13 protein-coding genes are annotated in these 15977 nt (G+C 69.4%); 10 read left to right on the top strand and 3 right to left on the bottom strand.

What is annotated here, in order from left to right:
- The first annotated feature begins 250 nt into the window (after positions 1 to 250).
- The 3 genes from ACZ4UU_RS24470 (at position 251) to ACZ4UU_RS24460 (ending at position 4837) form a co-directional block, all read left to right on the top strand.
- Positions 251 to 1636 carry a class II fumarate hydratase gene (locus tag ACZ4UU_RS24470; protein WP_471905506.1) on the top strand — a complete coding sequence of 462 codons (1386 nt, stop codon included), beginning with the start codon at positions 251 to 253 and terminating at the stop codon, positions 1634 to 1636.
- A gap of 83 nt (positions 1637 to 1719) precedes the next feature.
- Positions 1720 to 2415 (top strand): cytidylyl-2-hydroxypropylphosphonate hydrolase, encoded by a 696-nt coding sequence (gene fomD / locus ACZ4UU_RS24465; protein WP_471905505.1) that lies wholly within the window; start codon positions 1720 to 1722, stop codon positions 2413 to 2415.
- Positions 2416 to 2710: 295 nt separating this feature from the next.
- Complete coding sequence (locus ACZ4UU_RS24460) at positions 2711 to 4837, top strand: SpoIIE family protein phosphatase (RefSeq protein ID WP_471905504.1); 2127 nt, start codon at positions 2711 to 2713, stop codon at positions 4835 to 4837.
- Between the two features lie 112 nt (positions 4838 to 4949).
- Here ACZ4UU_RS24460 and ACZ4UU_RS24455 read toward each other — a convergent pair whose 3' ends face one another.
- Entirely contained in the window at positions 4950 to 7361 is a 2412-nt protein-coding gene (locus ACZ4UU_RS24455; protein WP_471905503.1) for a transglycosylase domain-containing protein, read from the bottom strand.
- A gap of 268 nt (positions 7362 to 7629) precedes the next feature.
- Between ACZ4UU_RS24455 and ACZ4UU_RS24450 the strand changes: the two genes are divergently transcribed.
- From ACZ4UU_RS24450 to ACZ4UU_RS24430, 5 genes are all read left to right on the top strand, one after another.
- Positions 7630 to 8574, top strand: coding sequence for an SPFH domain-containing protein (locus ACZ4UU_RS24450; RefSeq protein ID WP_471905502.1), 945 nt, complete (start codon positions 7630 to 7632; stop codon positions 8572 to 8574).
- Positions 8571 to 8837, top strand: a complete 267-nt coding sequence (locus ACZ4UU_RS24445; RefSeq protein WP_383458045.1) for a type II toxin-antitoxin system antitoxin — start codon at positions 8571 to 8573, stop codon at positions 8835 to 8837. Before ACZ4UU_RS24450 ends, ACZ4UU_RS24445 begins: the two co-directional genes overlap by 4 nt.
- Before the next feature lie 105 nt (positions 8838 to 8942).
- On the top strand, positions 8943 to 9467 hold the full coding sequence (locus ACZ4UU_RS24440; protein WP_234766647.1) for a PadR family transcriptional regulator: 525 nt from the start codon (positions 8943 to 8945) through the stop codon (positions 9465 to 9467).
- On the top strand, positions 9464 to 10153 hold the full coding sequence (locus ACZ4UU_RS24435) for an ABC transporter ATP-binding protein (RefSeq protein WP_471905501.1): 690 nt from the start codon (positions 9464 to 9466) through the stop codon (positions 10151 to 10153). Before ACZ4UU_RS24440 ends, ACZ4UU_RS24435 begins: the two co-directional genes overlap by 4 nt.
- Positions 10150 to 12486 carry an ABC transporter permease gene (locus tag ACZ4UU_RS24430; RefSeq protein ID WP_471905500.1) on the top strand — a complete coding sequence of 779 codons (2337 nt, stop codon included), beginning with the start codon at positions 10150 to 10152 and terminating at the stop codon, positions 12484 to 12486. Before ACZ4UU_RS24435 ends, ACZ4UU_RS24430 begins: the two co-directional genes overlap by 4 nt.
- Positions 12487 to 12585: 99 nt before the next feature.
- Here ACZ4UU_RS24430 and ACZ4UU_RS24425 read toward each other — a convergent pair whose 3' ends face one another.
- Both ACZ4UU_RS24425 and ACZ4UU_RS24420 read right to left on the bottom strand, forming a co-directional pair.
- Positions 12586 to 12939, bottom strand: a complete 354-nt coding sequence (locus tag ACZ4UU_RS24425) for a hypothetical protein (protein WP_471905499.1) — start codon at positions 12937 to 12939, stop codon at positions 12586 to 12588.
- Positions 12932 to 13876 carry a LysR substrate-binding domain-containing protein gene (locus tag ACZ4UU_RS24420; protein WP_471905498.1) on the bottom strand — a complete coding sequence of 315 codons (945 nt, stop codon included), beginning with the start codon at positions 13874 to 13876 and terminating at the stop codon, positions 12932 to 12934. The genes ACZ4UU_RS24425 and ACZ4UU_RS24420 overlap by 8 nt, the downstream gene beginning before the upstream one ends.
- Before the next feature lie 135 nt (positions 13877 to 14011).
- On the opposite strand from ACZ4UU_RS24420, the gene ACZ4UU_RS24415 reads away from it, so the two are divergent.
- Both ACZ4UU_RS24415 and ACZ4UU_RS24410 read left to right on the top strand, forming a co-directional pair.
- Positions 14012 to 14140: a hypothetical protein gene (locus ACZ4UU_RS24415; protein WP_471905865.1), complete on the top strand. Its 129-nt coding sequence runs from the start codon at positions 14012 to 14014 to the stop codon at positions 14138 to 14140.
- Between the two features lie 134 nt (positions 14141 to 14274).
- On the top strand, positions 14275 to 15885 hold the full coding sequence (locus tag ACZ4UU_RS24410; protein WP_471905497.1) for a recombinase family protein: 1611 nt from the start codon (positions 14275 to 14277) through the stop codon (positions 15883 to 15885).
- Positions 15886 to 15977: the final 92 nt, after the last annotated feature.

Genomic DNA, 15977 nt, shown 5'->3' with positions numbered 1-15977 from the left:
GAACAACCCAGCCCCTCCGGCGTTTGAGGAGCGGGGTCTGGGGCCGAGCCCCAGAAGGGGCGCGGGGCTGTGTCAATTTGCGGCTCCGCCGCGTGGGCGCGACCAGCCACCGCGGGCCCGCACCCGAACGACGACCCGGGGTCGAAGGGGCGGAGCCCCTGGGGATGGGACGAGTAGGGGCGGCGGGGGCGAGGAACACGCGTGGGTCAACGGGCGGAACATCCCCGGCCGCCCGATCGCTATAGCCGGTATGAGCGACTACCGCATCGAGCACGACTCCATGGGCGAGGTCCGCGTCCCGGCGGACGCCAAGTGGCGGGCCCAGACGCAGCGTGCCGTCGAGAACTTCCCCATCTCCGGCCAGCGCATCGAACGCGCCCACATCGAGGCCCTCGCCCGCATCAAGAGCGCCGCCGCCAAGGTGAACGCGCGGCTCGGGGTGCTCGACAAGGACATCGCCGAGGCCATTCAGGAGGCGGCGGGCGAGGTCGCCGAGGGGCGGTGGGACGAGCACTTCCCCGTCGACGTGTTCCAGACCGGATCCGGCACCTCGTCCAACATGAACACCAACGAGGTCATCGCCACCCTCGCGACCGAGCGCCTCGGCCGGGACGTCCACCCCAACGACCATGTGAACGCCTCGCAGTCGTCCAACGACGTCTTCCCCTCCTCCATCCACATCGCCGCCACCGCCGCCGTCACCCGTGACCTGGTCCCGGCCCTGGAGCACCTCGCCGCCTCCCTGGAACGCAAGGCCGAGGAGTTCGCGGACGTCGTGAAGTCGGGGCGGACTCATCTCATGGACGCCACGCCCGTGACCCTGGGGCAGGAGTTCGGCGGGTACGCCGCCCAGGTGCGGTACGGCGTCGAGCGGCTCCACGCCTCTCTGCCCCGCCTCGCGGAACTCCCCCTCGGGGGGACGGCCGTGGGCACCGGCATCAACACGCCGCCCGGCTTCTCCGCCGCCGTCATCGAGGAGGTCGCCCGCGCCACCGGGCTGCCGCTCACCGAGGCGCGGGACCACTTCGAGGCGCAGGGCGCCCGGGACGGGATCGTGGAGACCAGTGGGCAGCTGCGGACCATCGCGGTCGGGCTGACGAAGATCGCCAACGACCTGCGGTGGATGTCCTCCGGGCCGCGTACCGGGCTCGCCGAGATCTCGCTCCCCGACCTTCAGCCGGGGTCCTCGATCATGCCGGGCAAGGTCAACCCGGTCATCCCCGAGGCCGTCCTCATGGTCGCCGCGCAGGTCGTCGGCAACGACGCCACCGTGGCCACCGCAGGCGCCGCGGGCAACTTCGAGCTGAACGTCATGCTGCCGGTCATCGCGAAGAACGTCCTGGAATCCATCCGGTTGCTCGCGGCCGGCTCCCGGCTGCTCGCCGACCGGACCGTCGACGGCATCGTCGCCCATCGCGAACGGGCGCTGGAGTACGCCGAGTCGTCGCCCTCCGTCGTGACGCCGCTCAACAAGTACATCGGGTACGAGGAGGCCGCCAAGGTCGCCAAGAAGGCACTGGCGGAGCGGAAGACCATCCGCCAAGTCGTGCTGGAGGGTGGGTATGTGGAGCGGGGAGACCTCACGACGGAGCAGTTGGACGAGGCTCTCGATGTCCTGCGGATGACGCGGCCGTGACGACTGCTCGCGCGATCGTCTCGGTGCGGTGAACCGTGGTGCTCGCCGCAGCGTCGTATGCCTGTGGCACCTAATATCTGTACATGGCAGACGGTGGAGCGGTGACGACGGAAGTGGAAGCGGGAGACTCGACGGGGTTCTGGGCGCCCGGGGCACAGATCCTGTGGCGGTACCGGGAGAACGCGGGCCGCCGCTTCCACATCGCGCGTCCCGTCACCGTCGTCCGGGACGACCACGAGATCCTCGCCGTATGGCTCGCCCCGGGCACGGAGTGTGTGAAACCCGTGCTCGCCGACGGGACGTCCGTGCACGAGGAACCGCTGGAGACGCGCTACACCAAGCCGCGTACCGTCCAGCGCGACCGCTGGTTCGGGACCGGCGTGCTGAAGTTGGCGCGGCCCGGTGAGCCGTGGTCGGTGTGGCTGTTCTGGGAGCCTGGGTGGCAGTTCAAGAACTGGTACGTGAACCTTGAGGAGCCCCTGGCCCGTTGGGCGGGCGGGGTGGACTCCGAGGACCACTTCCTCGACATCTCCGTGCACCCGGACCGCAGTTGGCACTGGCGGGACGAGGACGAGTTCGCGCAGGCCCGGCGGGACGGACTGGTGGACGACCGGCTCGCCGCGCGGGTGCGGGAGGCGGGGCAGGACGCGGTCGAGGTGATCCGCGCCTGGGGGCCGCCGTTCGCCGACGGCTGGCAGCACTGGCGACCGGATCCCGCCTGGGCTGTACCTTCTTTGCCTGAGGACTGGGATCGCACGCCCGCGCACATGTCCTCATGAGACCCTTGATGCGCCCCCGGGCAAGAAACGTAGGATCGTCCTCCGCAAGGGCGCGCATCCGCAGCAACTACCGGAGTGCGCGCCGGGCTTGACCGATCGTCACCGAGGGGCGGCAGGACGTGAGCGAGGGTTACCAGGGCGACGCCGGGGGCAGCAGACGCTCCACCGGCGGCACAGGAACTGCCTCTGGTCACGCGGGAATTCCGTTCCTGGGGCACGTATTCCGGGTATCGGAGTTTCGGCGGGACGAACTGCACGCGCGGCGCGCAGCCCCGGACGGATGGATTCGAAAGGCGTGACGGAGCAGCCGATCTCCTTCGAACGCCCCGAGACGGGCGTCGACCCCGCGGAGGCCCGCGGGGCGCTCGTGCGTACCTCGACACCGTCGACGACGCACTCCACGCCGCCACGCACCCCTGGCGGCGACGCCTGCGGGGGGACACCCTTACCCGCGCAGGCGCGCACCGGAGAGACCCCTTCCACGCCGGGCACCACAGCACCGTCCGGCCCGAGCAAGGAGCCCTCAGACATCGCCGGCAACGGCCCCGAGCACTCGCAGCCCTCCGTCGCCGCCGAGCCCGACTCGCACCGGCCGCGGCCCGTCCCCGAGGCCATCCCGCCGCAGCCCGGCACCGAGCCGCCGCAGTCGTCCGCCGAGCGGCGCACCGGACAGGGCGTCGTGCCCGGCCGGCCCACGCCCATGCGACGGGACGGGGACCGGCTGCGCTTCGTGGGCGCCGCCACCCGGCGGATCGCCCGCGGCATCGACCTGGACGAGATCGTGATGGGGCTGTGCCGGGCGACCGTGCCGACCTTCTCCGACGCGATCCTCGTCTATCTGCGCGACCCGCTGCCGGTCGGCGACGAGCGGCCCACGGGTCCCGTCGTGCTGCGGCTGCGCCGCACCGACCGTATCCCGGAGGAGCGGGACACCGAAAGCGGCGGCTTCCTGCCCGCACCGCAGCAGCCGGAACCGCCCGAGCTGGCCGAACTGTCCACGGTCACCGCCGAACTGTGCGAGGTACGGCCCGGCGGCGCGCTCGCCGAGGTGCTGCGCGGTGTACGCCCTGTCTTCGCCGACGCCCCGGCCGCCCGTGCCGCGCTGCCCGAACTCCTGGGCGAGGACGGCGAGTTGATCATCCCGGACGGCCAGCGCGCGATCCTCGCCCCGCTGCGCGGCCGCCGCCGGGTCATCGGCGCCGCCGTCTTCCTGCGCCGCCCGGACCGCCTGGCCTTCGAGCCCGACGACCTCCTCGTCGCCGCCCAGCTCGCCACGCACAGCGCGCTCGGCATCGACAAGGCGGTGCTGTACGGCCGTGAGGCGTACATCGCCGACGAACTCCAGCGCACCATGCTGCCGGAGACGCTGCCGCGCCCGACGGGCGTACGGCTCGCCTCCCGCTATCTTCCGGCCGCCGAGACGGCCCGGGTCGGCGGCGACTGGTACGACGCGATCCCGCTGCCGGGCAGCCGCGTGGCGCTGGTCGTCGGTGACGTCATGGGCCACTCCATGACGTCCGCCGCGATCATGGGCCAGCTGCGGACGACCGCCCAGACGCTCGCCGGACTCGACCTGCCCCCGCAGGAGGTCCTGCACCATCTCGACGAGCAGGCCCAGCGCCTGGGCACCGACCGCATGGCGACCTGCCTGTACGCCGTCTACGACCCGGTCTCGCACCGCATCACCATCGCCAACGCCGGCCATCCGCCGCCCGTCCTGCTGCACCTGGGCGGCCGCGCGGAGGTCCTGCGGGTTCCCGCGGGAGCGCCGATCGGCGTCGGTGGCGTCGACTTCGAGGCCGTGGAGCTGGACGCGCCGGCCGGAGCGACGCTGCTCCTCTACACGGACGGTCTGGTCGAGTCCCGGCTGCGTGACGTGTGGACCGGCATAGAGCAGCTGCGCGAGAAGCTCGCCGCGACCGCGCAGCTGACCGGGCCGGACCATCCGCCGCCGCTGGAAGCCCTGTGCGACGAGGTGCTCGACATGCTCGGGCCGGGCGACCGGGACGACGACATCGCGCTGCTCGCCGCCCGCTTCGACGGGATCGCGCCGAGCGACGTGGCGTACTGGTTCCTGGAGCCGGAGGACGCGGCGCCGAGCCGCGCCCGACGGCTGGCTCGGCGCGCGCTGGCCCGCTGGGGGCTGGAGGAAATGACGGATTCCGTCGAGCTGTTGGTCAGCGAGGTCGTGACCAACGCGGTGCGGTACGCCTCGCGGCCGGTGACGTTGCGGTTGCTGCGGACCGACGTGCTGCGGTGCGAGGTCGGGGACGATGTGCCGCAGTTGCCGCGGCTCAGGCAGGCTCGGGCCACGGATGAGGGTGGGCGGGGGTTGTACCTCGTGAACCGGCTGGCTCGGCGGTGGGGGGCGACCAGGTTGAGCACCGGCAAGGTCGTCTGGTTCGAGTTGAATCGCGGCTGAGCGCCGTAGGGGAACTGCGCGTCGCCGGGATGCGGGTGCATCGTGGTTGCCCGCGCCCCCGCGGCGGAGCCGCGGATTCAGCACAGTCCCGCGCCCCTGACGGGGCGCTTTCCTACTCCTCGTTTCCAGGTCTGCCCGGGTCCAGGGTGATCGGATCCGTCGGCTCGTCCGTCGGTACCGTCGGCGCCGGCTCGGTCGTCGGCTCCTCCGTCGGCGGTTCCGTCGTCGGTTCCTCCGTCGGCTCCTCCGTCGTCGGGGTCTCCGTCGGCTCCTGGGTCGTCGGTTCCTCCGTCGGCTCCTGGGTCGTCGGCTCCTGGCTCGGCGTCGGGGTCGGGGTCCAGGTCGGCTCGACGGCGGCGCCCTGGTCGGTGTTCAGGTCGAACCTGGCGTCCGGATCCGTCACGCCGAACATGTAGGCCGCCCAGATCTGCGCCGGGAAGCCACCACCGTTGACGCGGGGCTCGCCGCCCGCGCCGTACATCTTGACCTGCGGGTGCGGAGGCTTGTCGTCCTCGCCGAACAGGCCCACCGAGGTGACCAGGTCCGGCGTGTAGCCGGTGAACCAGGCCGACTTGTTGTCGTCGGACGTACCCGTCTTGCCGGCGACCTTCTGGCCGTCGCGCTTGGGGTTGTTCGCCACGGACGCGCTCGCCGTACCGTCGTCGACCACGCCCGTCAGCACCGAGGTCACCGAGTCGGCGGCCTCACGGCTGATGACCTGCTCGCCGATCGGGTTCGGGATCTCGACCTTACGGCTGTTGTGCTCGGCCTTCTTCAGGATGCTCGGGGTGACCTTCTCGCCGTGGTTGTCGAGGGTCGCGTACACACCGGCCATCTGAAGCGGGCTCGCGCCCATGGAGCCGAGCGTCTGCGCGGGTACGGCCTGCTCGTCGCTGATGTCCATGCCGAGCTTGCCGGCCACGTCCATGACGTTCTTCATGCCGATGTCGACGCCCATCTGCGCGAAGACGGAGTTGACGGACTTGTTCATCGCCGTCTGGACGGTGATGGGGCCGTAGTTCCGGTCGTCCTCGTTCTCCGGTGCGAAGCCGACCTTGTCGCCGTCGGCGTCCACCACCTGGCGCTTGCTGGTGCCGTCGTAGATCGTGTTCGCGGTGATCGGCTTGCCGGACCGGGTCTGCGCGCCCTCCTCCAGGGCGGCGGCAAGGATCACCGGCTTGAACGTCGACGCGGGCTGGTAGTCGGTGCGGGTCGCGTTGCTGGTGTAGTGCTCGAAGTAGTCCACGCCGCCGTACAGCGCGACGACCTTGCCCGTCTTGGGGTCCACGGAGACCGCGCCGGCCTGGACGTCCGCGTCGACCGGCCGCTTCTTCTTGTCCAGCTTGCTGGTGAGCTGTGCCTTGACGGCCTTCTCCAGCTGCGCCTGCTTCTTCTTGTCGATGTTCAGGGTGATGGTCCAGCCCTGGTCGACGACCGCCGCCTCGGCCTGGGAGCGGGTGAGGCCCTGCTCCTTCATCAGCTGGTCCTCCAGCTGACGGTTGGCGAGCTCGATCAGATAGCCCTTCTGGCCCTCCTTGCCCGCGGCGGGCTTCGGTTCCTTCGGCGTCGGGAACTTCATGCCCTGGCGCTCGGACTTGTCCAGCCAGCCCTCCTCAACCATGTTGTCCAGGACGTAGTTCCAGCGGGCCGTGACCAGCTTCCTGCCGGTGTCGGACGCGGCCTGCCAGTCGTACTGGCTCGGCGCCTGGAGCAGCGCGGCGAGATACGCGCCCTGTGCGACGCTGAGCTTCTCGGCGTCGACGCGGTAGTAGGCCTGGGCGGCGGCCTGGATGCCGTAGGCGTTACGGCCGTAGTAGCTGGTGTTGATGTAGCCGGCGAGGATCTCGTCCTTCGACATCTGCCGGTCGACCTTCAAGGAGATGACGATCTCCCTGAGCTTGCGGCTGACCGTCTGCTCCTGGCTGAGGTAGTAGTTCTTGACGTACTGCTGGGTGATCGTCGAACCACCCTGCGCGCCCTTGCCCATCAGCGTGTTGAACACACCGCGGGCCGTGCCCTTCAGGTCGATGCCGTTGTCGTTGTAGAACGACTTGTTCTCGGCGGCGACAAAGGTGTTCCGGACTTCCTTCGGCACCTTGGACAGGTCCACGATCTCGCGGTTGACCTCGCCGTCGCGGGCCAGGGGCGAGCCGTCGCTGTACTTGTAGATGTTGCTCTGTCGCTGGGCGGCTTGGGCGGCGGCGTTGTCCGTCGGGATGTCCACGTACAGGTACAGCGCAATGAAGGCACCGATGGCGAGCAGGCAGGTACCGAGGAACGTGCCGAGGATCTTCTTCCAGGTGAAGAGCCGGCGTATTCGGCCCTTGCCGTCAGCCCCCTTGCCCTTGCCCCCGGACCTGGCCGCCCGCCGGGCCGCCGCCCGGCCGCCGGTGGCGGCCGACGGCGTGCCGATGACAGTGGTCGACTGGTCTCCCCCGGCGGCCGACGGCGACCCGGACGGACGCCGGGGCGCCGCGCGGCGGCCACCGCGCTGTCGCGCTCGTCTGTCTTCCGCTCGTCCCATGGGTCCGTTCCGCTCCGCTTCGGTCTTGTGTGCACTGCTGCCACACGAGTTCGCCGCTCAGGTCAGCTCAGAAAGCTAACACCGGAAGTTGTGACAAAGCCCTGTCGATCCGGGCTTTTGGGGACGTGACAATCAGCACCTGTCCCAACGGAACCGACGACTGGGGCGTGCATAGGGTTGCTCGGAATGGGTAATCTGATATCGGTTAGATAGACTGCTGATAGACGAGGCCGCCCCTGCGGCTTCGGGAGAAGACGGGGGACCACTCATGCAGAAGGACCAGCACCACAAGACCGACGCCGCACCCGACGTCCCCGAGATGCCCGCCCCGCGCGTCCGCGAGTTCACCGCGCACAGCATCGGCGGCGGGCTCGCCCTGCTGCTCGGCCTCGCCGGGCTGCTGGTCGGGGCGGGGCTGATCGTGAGCGCCTCGGCGGTGTCCGGAGCCGGTGGCCAGGCGGCGCTGATCATCTCCGGCGTCCTGGTCGGCATCGCCGCGATCCTCGCCATGTGCGGACTGAACATGGTCGCGCCGGGCGAGGCGCGGGTCGTCCAGCTCTTCGGGCGCTACCGGGGGACCATCCGGGAGGACGGACTGCGCTGGGTGAACCCCTTCACCTCGCGTACGAAGATCTCGACCCGGGTCCGCAACCACGAGACGGCCGTCCTCAAGGTCAACGACGCCTACGGCAACCCGATCGAGCTCGCCGCGGTCGTGGTGTGGAAGGTCGAGGACACCGCGCAGGCCACGTTCGAGGTGGACGACTTCCTGGAGTTCGTCTCCACCCAGACCGAGGCGGCGGTGCGGCACATCGCCATCGAGTACCCGTACGACGCCCATGACGAGGACGGCCTCTCGCTGCGCGGGAACGCCGAGGAAATCACCGAGAAGCTCGCCGTCGAACTGCACGCGCGCGTGGAGGCGGCCGGGGTGCAGATCATCGAGTCGCGCTTCACACATCTCGCGTACGCTCCCGAGATCGCCTCCGCGATGCTCCAGCGGCAGCAGGCCGGGGCGGTCGTCGCGGCGCGGCGGCAGATCGTCGACGGGGCGGTGGGCATGGTCGAGGCGGCACTCGCGCGGATCTCCGAGCGGGACATCGTGGAGCTGGACGAGGAGCGCAAGGCGGCGATGGTGTCCAACCTGATGGTGGTGCTGTGCGGCGACCGGGCCCCGCAGCCGGTCCTCAACACCGGGACGCTCTACCAGTGACGGCACCCTCCGATCCGTTCGACGACTCCGCCGAGTCGGCACCTCGGCGTCGGCCGCAGCAGCGCAAGCAGGTCCTGCTGCGGCTCGACCCGTCGGTGTACGAGGCGCTCGCCCGGTGGGCGGGCGACGAGCTGCGCTCGGCCAACGCGCAGATCGAGTTCCTGCTGCGGCGCGCCCTCGCGGAGGCGGGGCGGCTGCCGGGTGAGGCCAAGCCGATCCCGCGGCGCGGCCGACCTCCCGCGCAGCCCCCCGAGTCGCAGTAGCAGAACCGTGACAATGGGCCCCCACCTGGCCCTCCACACCCACCGCCATGGTCTCCGCACTCGGCGTATACATGCCGCGTATACACCCCGTGTAGAGTCCTGCTCATGTCCATCGGTCACACCCTCTTGGGGCTCCTGGAGTCCGGGCCACGCCACGGCTACGACCTGAAGCGGGCCTTCGACGAGAAGTTCGGTCACGACCGGCCGCTGCACTACGGCCAGGTCTACTCGACGATGTCCCGGCTGCTGAAGAACGGGCTCGTCGAGGTCGACGGGATCGAGCCCGGCGGCGGGCCCGAGCGGAAGCGGTACGCCATCACGGACGCCGGGATCACCGACGTACAGCGGTGGCTCGCGACGCCGGAGAAGCCGGAGCCGTACCTCCAGTCGACCCTCTACACCAAGGTCGTCCTCGCGCTGCTCACCCGGCGCGACGCGGCCGACATCCTCGACACCCAGCGTGCCGAGCATCTGCGCATGATGCGGATCCTCACCGACCGCAAGCGGAAGGGGGACCTGGCCGACCAGCTGATCTGCGACCACGCCCTCTTCCACCTGGAGGCCGACCTGCGCTGGCTGGAGCTCACGGCCGCACGCCTCGACAAGCTGGCCGAGGTGGTGGTCAAGTGACGCCTCCTCCCGGTTCCCTGCTCGCGGCCCAGGAGCTGCGCAAGGCCTACGGCCCGACCGTCGCGCTCGACGGGGCGGAGTTCTCCATCCACCCCGGCGAGGTCGTCGCCGTGATGGGGCCGTCCGGCTCCGGCAAGTCGACGTTGTTGCACTGCCTGGCCGGGATCGTGCCGCCGGACTCGGGGTCGATCACCTACAACGGGCGCGAGCTGGCCACCATGAACGACGCCCAGCGCAGTGCGCTCAGGCGGTCGGAGTTCGGGTTCGTCTTCCAGTTCGGCCAGCTGGTGCCGGAGTTGACGTGCGTCGAGAACGTCGCCCTTCCGCTGCGGCTGAACGGCACCTCCCGCAAGGAAGCCGAGCGGGCGGCGCTCACCTGGATGGAGCGGCTGGAGGTCGACGACCTGCGCAAGAAGCGGCCCGGTGAGGTCTCCGGCGGTCAGGGACAGCGCGTCGCCGTCGCCCGCGCGCTGGTCACCGACCCGCGCGTGCTGTTCGCCGACGAGCCGACCGGCGCGCTCGACTCCCTCAACGGCGAGCGCGTGATGGAGCTGCTGACGGACGCCGCCCGGTCGACCAACGCCGCCGTCGTCCTCGTCACCCACGAGGCGCGGGTGGCCGCCTACTCCGACCGCGAGATCGTCGTACGGGACGGCAAATCCCGGGACATGGAGCGCGTCGTATGAGCGTGGCTCAGTGGGCCAAGGATCTGGCCATGGGGGTGCGGTTCGCCTTCGCCGGCGGACGTGAGGGCTGGGTCCGGGCCCTGCTGACCGCCGTCGGTGTCGGACTCGGCGTGGCGCTGCTGCTGCTGACGACCGCGATCCCGAACATGCAGCAGGTCCGGCACGACCGGGAGAGCGCCCGCGCCGACATCGACTACAGCTACACGGAGACCAAGCGGTCGGACGCCACCCTGATCGTCGCGGACGTCGACACCGACTTCGGGGACAAGGACATCCGCGGCCGGGTACTGGAGCCCGAGGGATCCCGCGCACCGCTGCCGCCGGGCCTGGAGAAGTTCCCGGCGGTGGGCGAGATGGTCGTCTCCCCCGCGCTGAAGCGGCTGCTGGAGTCGGACGGGGCGAAGCTGCTGCGTGAGCGGCTGCCGGAGCGGATCGTCGGGACCATCGGGGAGAGCGGGCTGATCGGCTCGCACGAACTCGCCTTCTTCCGGGGCGGCGACCACCTCGCGCCGTACATCGACGGCGCCCGGGTCGCCCGTATCGAACGGTTCGGGGACACCAGCCCCAGCGAGGCGACGACCGACCCGGTGCTGCTCCTGCTGGTCATCGTCGTCTTCGTGGTGCTGCTGATGCCGGTCGCCGTGTTCATCGCCGCGGCCGTGCGCTTCGGTGGCGAGCGGCGCGACCGACGGCTCGCGGCGCTGCGGCTGGTCGGCTCCGACAGCCGGATGACCCGGCGGATCGCGGCCGGCGAGGCGCTGGCGGGCGCGGTGCTCGGACTGGTCTTCGGGACCGGCTTCTTCCTGGTCGGCTGTCAGATCGCGGGCTCTGTCGAGGTGTTCGAGGTCAGCGTCTTCCCGAGCTACCTCAACCCCTCCCCCGGGCTGGCCCTGCTGGTCGGCCTCGCGGTCCCGGCGGCGGCGGTCGTGGTCACGCTGTTCGCGATGCGCGGCGTGGTGATCGAGCCGCTCGGTGTGGTGCGTACGGCGAAGCCCTCGCGGCGCCGGCTGTGGTGGCGGCTGCTGCTGCCGCTGGGCGGCCTCGCGATGCTCTATCCGATGATCGGCCAGGGCAGCGACAACGGCACCTTCAACGAGTACCTGGTGATCGGCGGTGTCCTCCTGCTGCTCATCGGCGTGACGACCCTCCTGCCGTGGATCGTCGAGGCGGTCGTCGCCCGGCTCGGCTCGGGCGGTGTCGCCTGGCAACTCGCGGTTCGCAGGCTCCAGTTGAGCAGCGGTACGGCGGCCCGCATGGTGAACGGCGTCGCGGTCGCGGTCGCCGGGGCCGTCGCGTTGCAGATGCTGTTCGCCGGGGTGGAGAGCAAATACACGAAGCAGTCCCGGTACGACACGCAGCGGGCGCAGATGGAGGTGGCCCTGTCCCGGAACACCCCGCTGGATCCGGCGGTCGCGAAGTTCCGGGACACCAAGGGCGTCCAGCAGGTCTACGCGTACGCCGAGGGTTATCTGGGCGAACGGCGCAAGGACCCGGAGATGGGTGCCGAGATGACCGTCGGCGACTGCGCGTCGCTGCGCCAGACGGCCGAGCTTCCCTCGTGCCGGGACGGCGACATCTTCTACGTGTCGAACTCCGAGTACGACGAGGACACCCGGAAGCTGGTGAAGCAGCCGGGCCGGACGGTGTATCTGGACCCGTCGTACGACGGCGGGCCGCCACGGCAGGAGATCGCCTGGACCGTGCCGAAGGGGCTGAAGGAGGCCCGGACGCAGGAGGACTTCGTGGGCCGGCAGCGAGGTGGCTTCCTCGTCACCCCGAAGGCCCTGCCCGCGGCCGCCGCGCCGGCGCTGAAGGGTCAGGTGTACCTCAAGCTCGACCGCTCGGTCCCGGACGTGTACGACCGCGTACGGACCACGGCGACGGCCGCGGACCCGCTCTCGTACCCCATGACATGGTCCTCCACCCGGACGGCCGACCGCTACAGCACCATCCGCACCGGCCTGTTCGTCGGCGCCGTCTGCGTCATGATGCTGATCGGCGCCAGCCTGCTGGTCTCCCAGCTGGAGCAACTGCGCGACCGCAAGAAGCTGCTGTCGTCCCTGGTCGCCTTCGGCACCCGGCGCCGCACCCTGAGCCTGTCGGTCCTGTGGCAGACGGCGATCCCGATCACCCTTGGCCTGCTGCTGTCCTCGGTGGTGGGCCTGACCCTGGGCGCGGTCCTGCTCCGCATGACGAACACCCCGGTCGTCGTCCACTGGCCGAGCGTCCTGTCCATGACGGGCGTCGCCGCGGGCGTGGTCCTGACAGTGACCCTGCTCAGCCTGCCTCCGCTGCTGCGGCTGATGCGGCCTGACGGGTTGCGTACGGAGTAGCTCCGGCGCGCACCCGACCACGGCCGCAGGCCGTCCGAACCACACGGGTCCGGGCGGCCTGCGGCCGTCAGCCCGGCCAGGGGCCCCGATATCGAGTGCCTAGAGGTCGCACCACTGGCCCAGGCCGTCGGCCGTCCCCGTCCGGACGAAGGTGCCCGCGACCGCGCACGCGTGATCGACGCTCAGGACGAAGTCGCCCGTGAACTCCGCGAGACCGTCCATGATCGGGACTTCGACCGCGGCATCGGTCGGGACGGAGCCGTCACCCACCAGGAGGGACACCCTCTCCGCGTCGCGGAACAGGTGGACGACCGCATGGCCGTGCCGGAAGCCGAGGGCGAGCACCGGGAACTCACCGCCAGGCAACGCGACTTCGAGGTACCCCTGCCCGTGGGCACGCAGTTCGTCGATCCGCCCTCGAAAGCACCGTTGCGCCCGCTCGGCCTCATCCATCCTCGTCCACCACCCGCACCGGCAACGGCCGCAGCGCCTCCCGCAGCGCTGCGGCCAGTTCCTCGTACTCCGCCCCGCGTGCCGCGCCCGTTCGCATGGCGAGGGCTACGCGGCGGGTGGGGGCCGGGTCCGCGAAGTATCCCGTGAGGAGTTGGCTGCTGCGGCTGGTCTCGACCTTGAGAGCGGTGCGCGGCAGGAGGGTCACGCCCAGGCCGCCGGCGACCAGTTGGACCAGCGTGGACAGCCCCGCCGCCGTCGTGGTCACCGGCGCGTCCGCGCGGCCCGCCTCCCGGCAGATGTCCAGGGCCTGGTCGCGCAGGCAGTGGCCCTCGTCGAGCAGCAGCAGCTTCAGCTCGCGCAGCGCCTCCCGGGGAATGCCCTCACGGCCGCCGAGCCCGTGGTCGAGCGGCGTGACGAGCACGAAGTCCTCGTCGAAGAGAGGCAGTTCGGCGACCCCGGGCACGCCGAGCGGGACGGCGAGCAGCAGCAGGTCCAGGCGCCCGGAGGTGAGGCCGTCGACGAGGCTCGCGGTCTGCTCCTCGTGCACCTGGAGGTCGAGGTGCGGGTAACGGTCGTGGACGAGCCGCAGCACGGTGGGCAGGAGGTACGGCGCGACGGTGGGGATCACCCCGAGGCGCAACGCGCCCGTGAACGGCGCCCGGACCGCCTCCGCCTCCTCCATCAGCGCCCCGACCTCCACCAGTACCGCCTTCGCCCGCACCGCCAGCCGCTCACCGGCCGGCGACAGCAGCACCTTGCGCGTGGTGCGCTCCAGAAGCGTCACTCCCAGTGACTCCTCCAGCGCCGACACCGCACCGGACAGCGCGGGCTGACTCATGCCGATCGCGGCGGCGTCCCGGAAGTGGAGATGCTCGGCGACGGCGGCGAAGGCGCGTAGCTGGGCGAGGCTGGGCTGTTTCCTCTTACTCACTGTCACTGATAGCACTCTCCGATCAACCTGACCGAGTGTAGCTATTTCCCGTATCAATGCACCCTGTGCCAGGATCGGTAAGGTCCAACCCAAAGGGAGACACCTGTCCGAACAGGTGTCTCTTCGCTGCAAGGAGAGCGTGTGCTCACTGTCGGTGACAAGTTCCCCGAGTTCGAACTGACCGCCTGCGTCTCGCTGGAGAAGGGCAAGGAGTTCGAGACGATCAACCACAAGACCTACGAGGGTCAGTGGAAGATCGTCTTCGCCTGACTGAAGACAAGCAAGAAACACTTTGAGGCGATCGAACCTCTGTGTGACTCTTGTCTTCCGGGAGGCTGCTCGTAGGCCGCTGACCAGCATGGACAACTGCGTCAGCGCGCAGCGAGCAGGCAGGGGAACATCACGTGGTAGTGCTGCGACACGTCGCCCACTCGGACACGTGCATACCGCTCGGCATGTACCGTCGCGTTTCATTCGACAAGGCCCTGAACGGCGTTGAGTCGACGTGGCGAGAGGTTGCGGAGCAGGTCAAGGAACAAGAGGATGCGATTCGCTTCCTTGCAGAGCATGACCCCGAGCTCAAGCGTCGGGGTGCAGTCATCGTTCGCGACTACTGCGACAACGACACGCCGGCATCAGATCCGTTCATCGTTCGTGACGACTTCGAGGCCCTGCTCAGGGACCTTGAAGCCGGGGTGATCCGAGGCGTTCTCTTCCTTCACTCAGACCGGTTGGCTCGTCTCGTCTACGACGCGGCCCGCGTCTGCCGTGCCTTCGAGATGAACCCCGACTACATCGGGCGATCAGTAGAGGGCAGCGTCGACCTCTCCACCGTGGAGGGCCGCGGCATGTTCGTCATGCAGGCCACCATGGGGAACATGGAGATCGGCAACATCAAGCGCCGAACCAAGCGGACCAACCGCCGTATCGCCAACAAGGGTTCGATGCACGGGGCGCCGCGCCCCTTCGGGTGGAACGAGGACAGAAAGACGCTCCACCCCGACGAGCACCCGTTCTTGCTGAAGGCGATCAAGGCTGTCCCTGGCGGCCTCAAGGTCGGGACGTTCCGCAAGCAGCTTGTCGAGTTCGGCCGGGATCCCAGGAAGACAAAGCGGTCAGGTGAGGGGCGACGCGAGATCCAGCACGGAACCGCTGAAGCGATTCTCACCAACCCTCGCAACGCCGGCTTCCGCATGTACGCCCCGCAGGACGAACGCCGGGCCTCGGGCCGTCTCTGGCTACCAGACACCATCGTCAGGGACTCCAAGGGAAACCCGATCATCGGCGAGTGGGACGCTGCGTGCACTCCTGACGAGTACTGGGCTTGCGTCAGCGAGATCAAGCGACGCAAAGACGCTCGCCGCGAGGGCTCGAAGGGAGAGGCCCACGACACGACGGCCAAGTACTTCCTGTCAGGGATCGCACGGTGCGGTAAGTGCCTGAGTCCGATGTGGTCCAACCCCTACACGGCTGGAACGTCGTCATACGAGAAATACGGCTTCCGGTACGCCTGCCTCACCAACCAAGGTGGTTGTGGCGGCGTGACGCGTGTGGGTCCACCGGTTGACGACCTCGTGGAGGCTGCGTTCCTCCTGGGTACGCGTCAAGGGCTCGGTGAGGCCATCGAGAAGACTTCCGACGAGATTGACGAGACCATTCACGATGCGCGACTCAACCAAATCGCGGCCGAGATGGAGGATGTCAGAAACCGCCGCAAGGAGAAGCGGATTTCGATGTCCGAATCCTTGGACGCCATCGAGGAGTTGGAGCAGGAGCGCACCGAACTGCTGGGGAAGCGCGGAAATCTGGCACTTCAGAAGAAGCGCAAGAAGCTGCTGTCTCCGGACGCTCTCGCGGACTGGAAAGATCTCACGATGCCGGAGAAGCGCGCTCGGCTGACTCAGAGCATCCGATCCGTAATTATCCATCCGATCGGGCGAGGAAAGCGATTCGATCCCGAGTTCATCGAGATCGTATGGCACGAGGAACCAGAGGATGAGAAGCCCAGCGCCTAGAGCTTGTAACACGATCTTGTGCTCTCGGAGGCTGGACCGCTGATGCCGGGCTGCGCACCTCCCCGTGATACTTGGACGATGGACAGCTACGA

The organism is Streptomyces sp. NPDC028907, assembly GCF_055564995.1.
The sequence above is the reverse complement of the archived record's forward strand: the minus strand, read 5'-3'. Positions and strand labels throughout refer to the sequence as shown.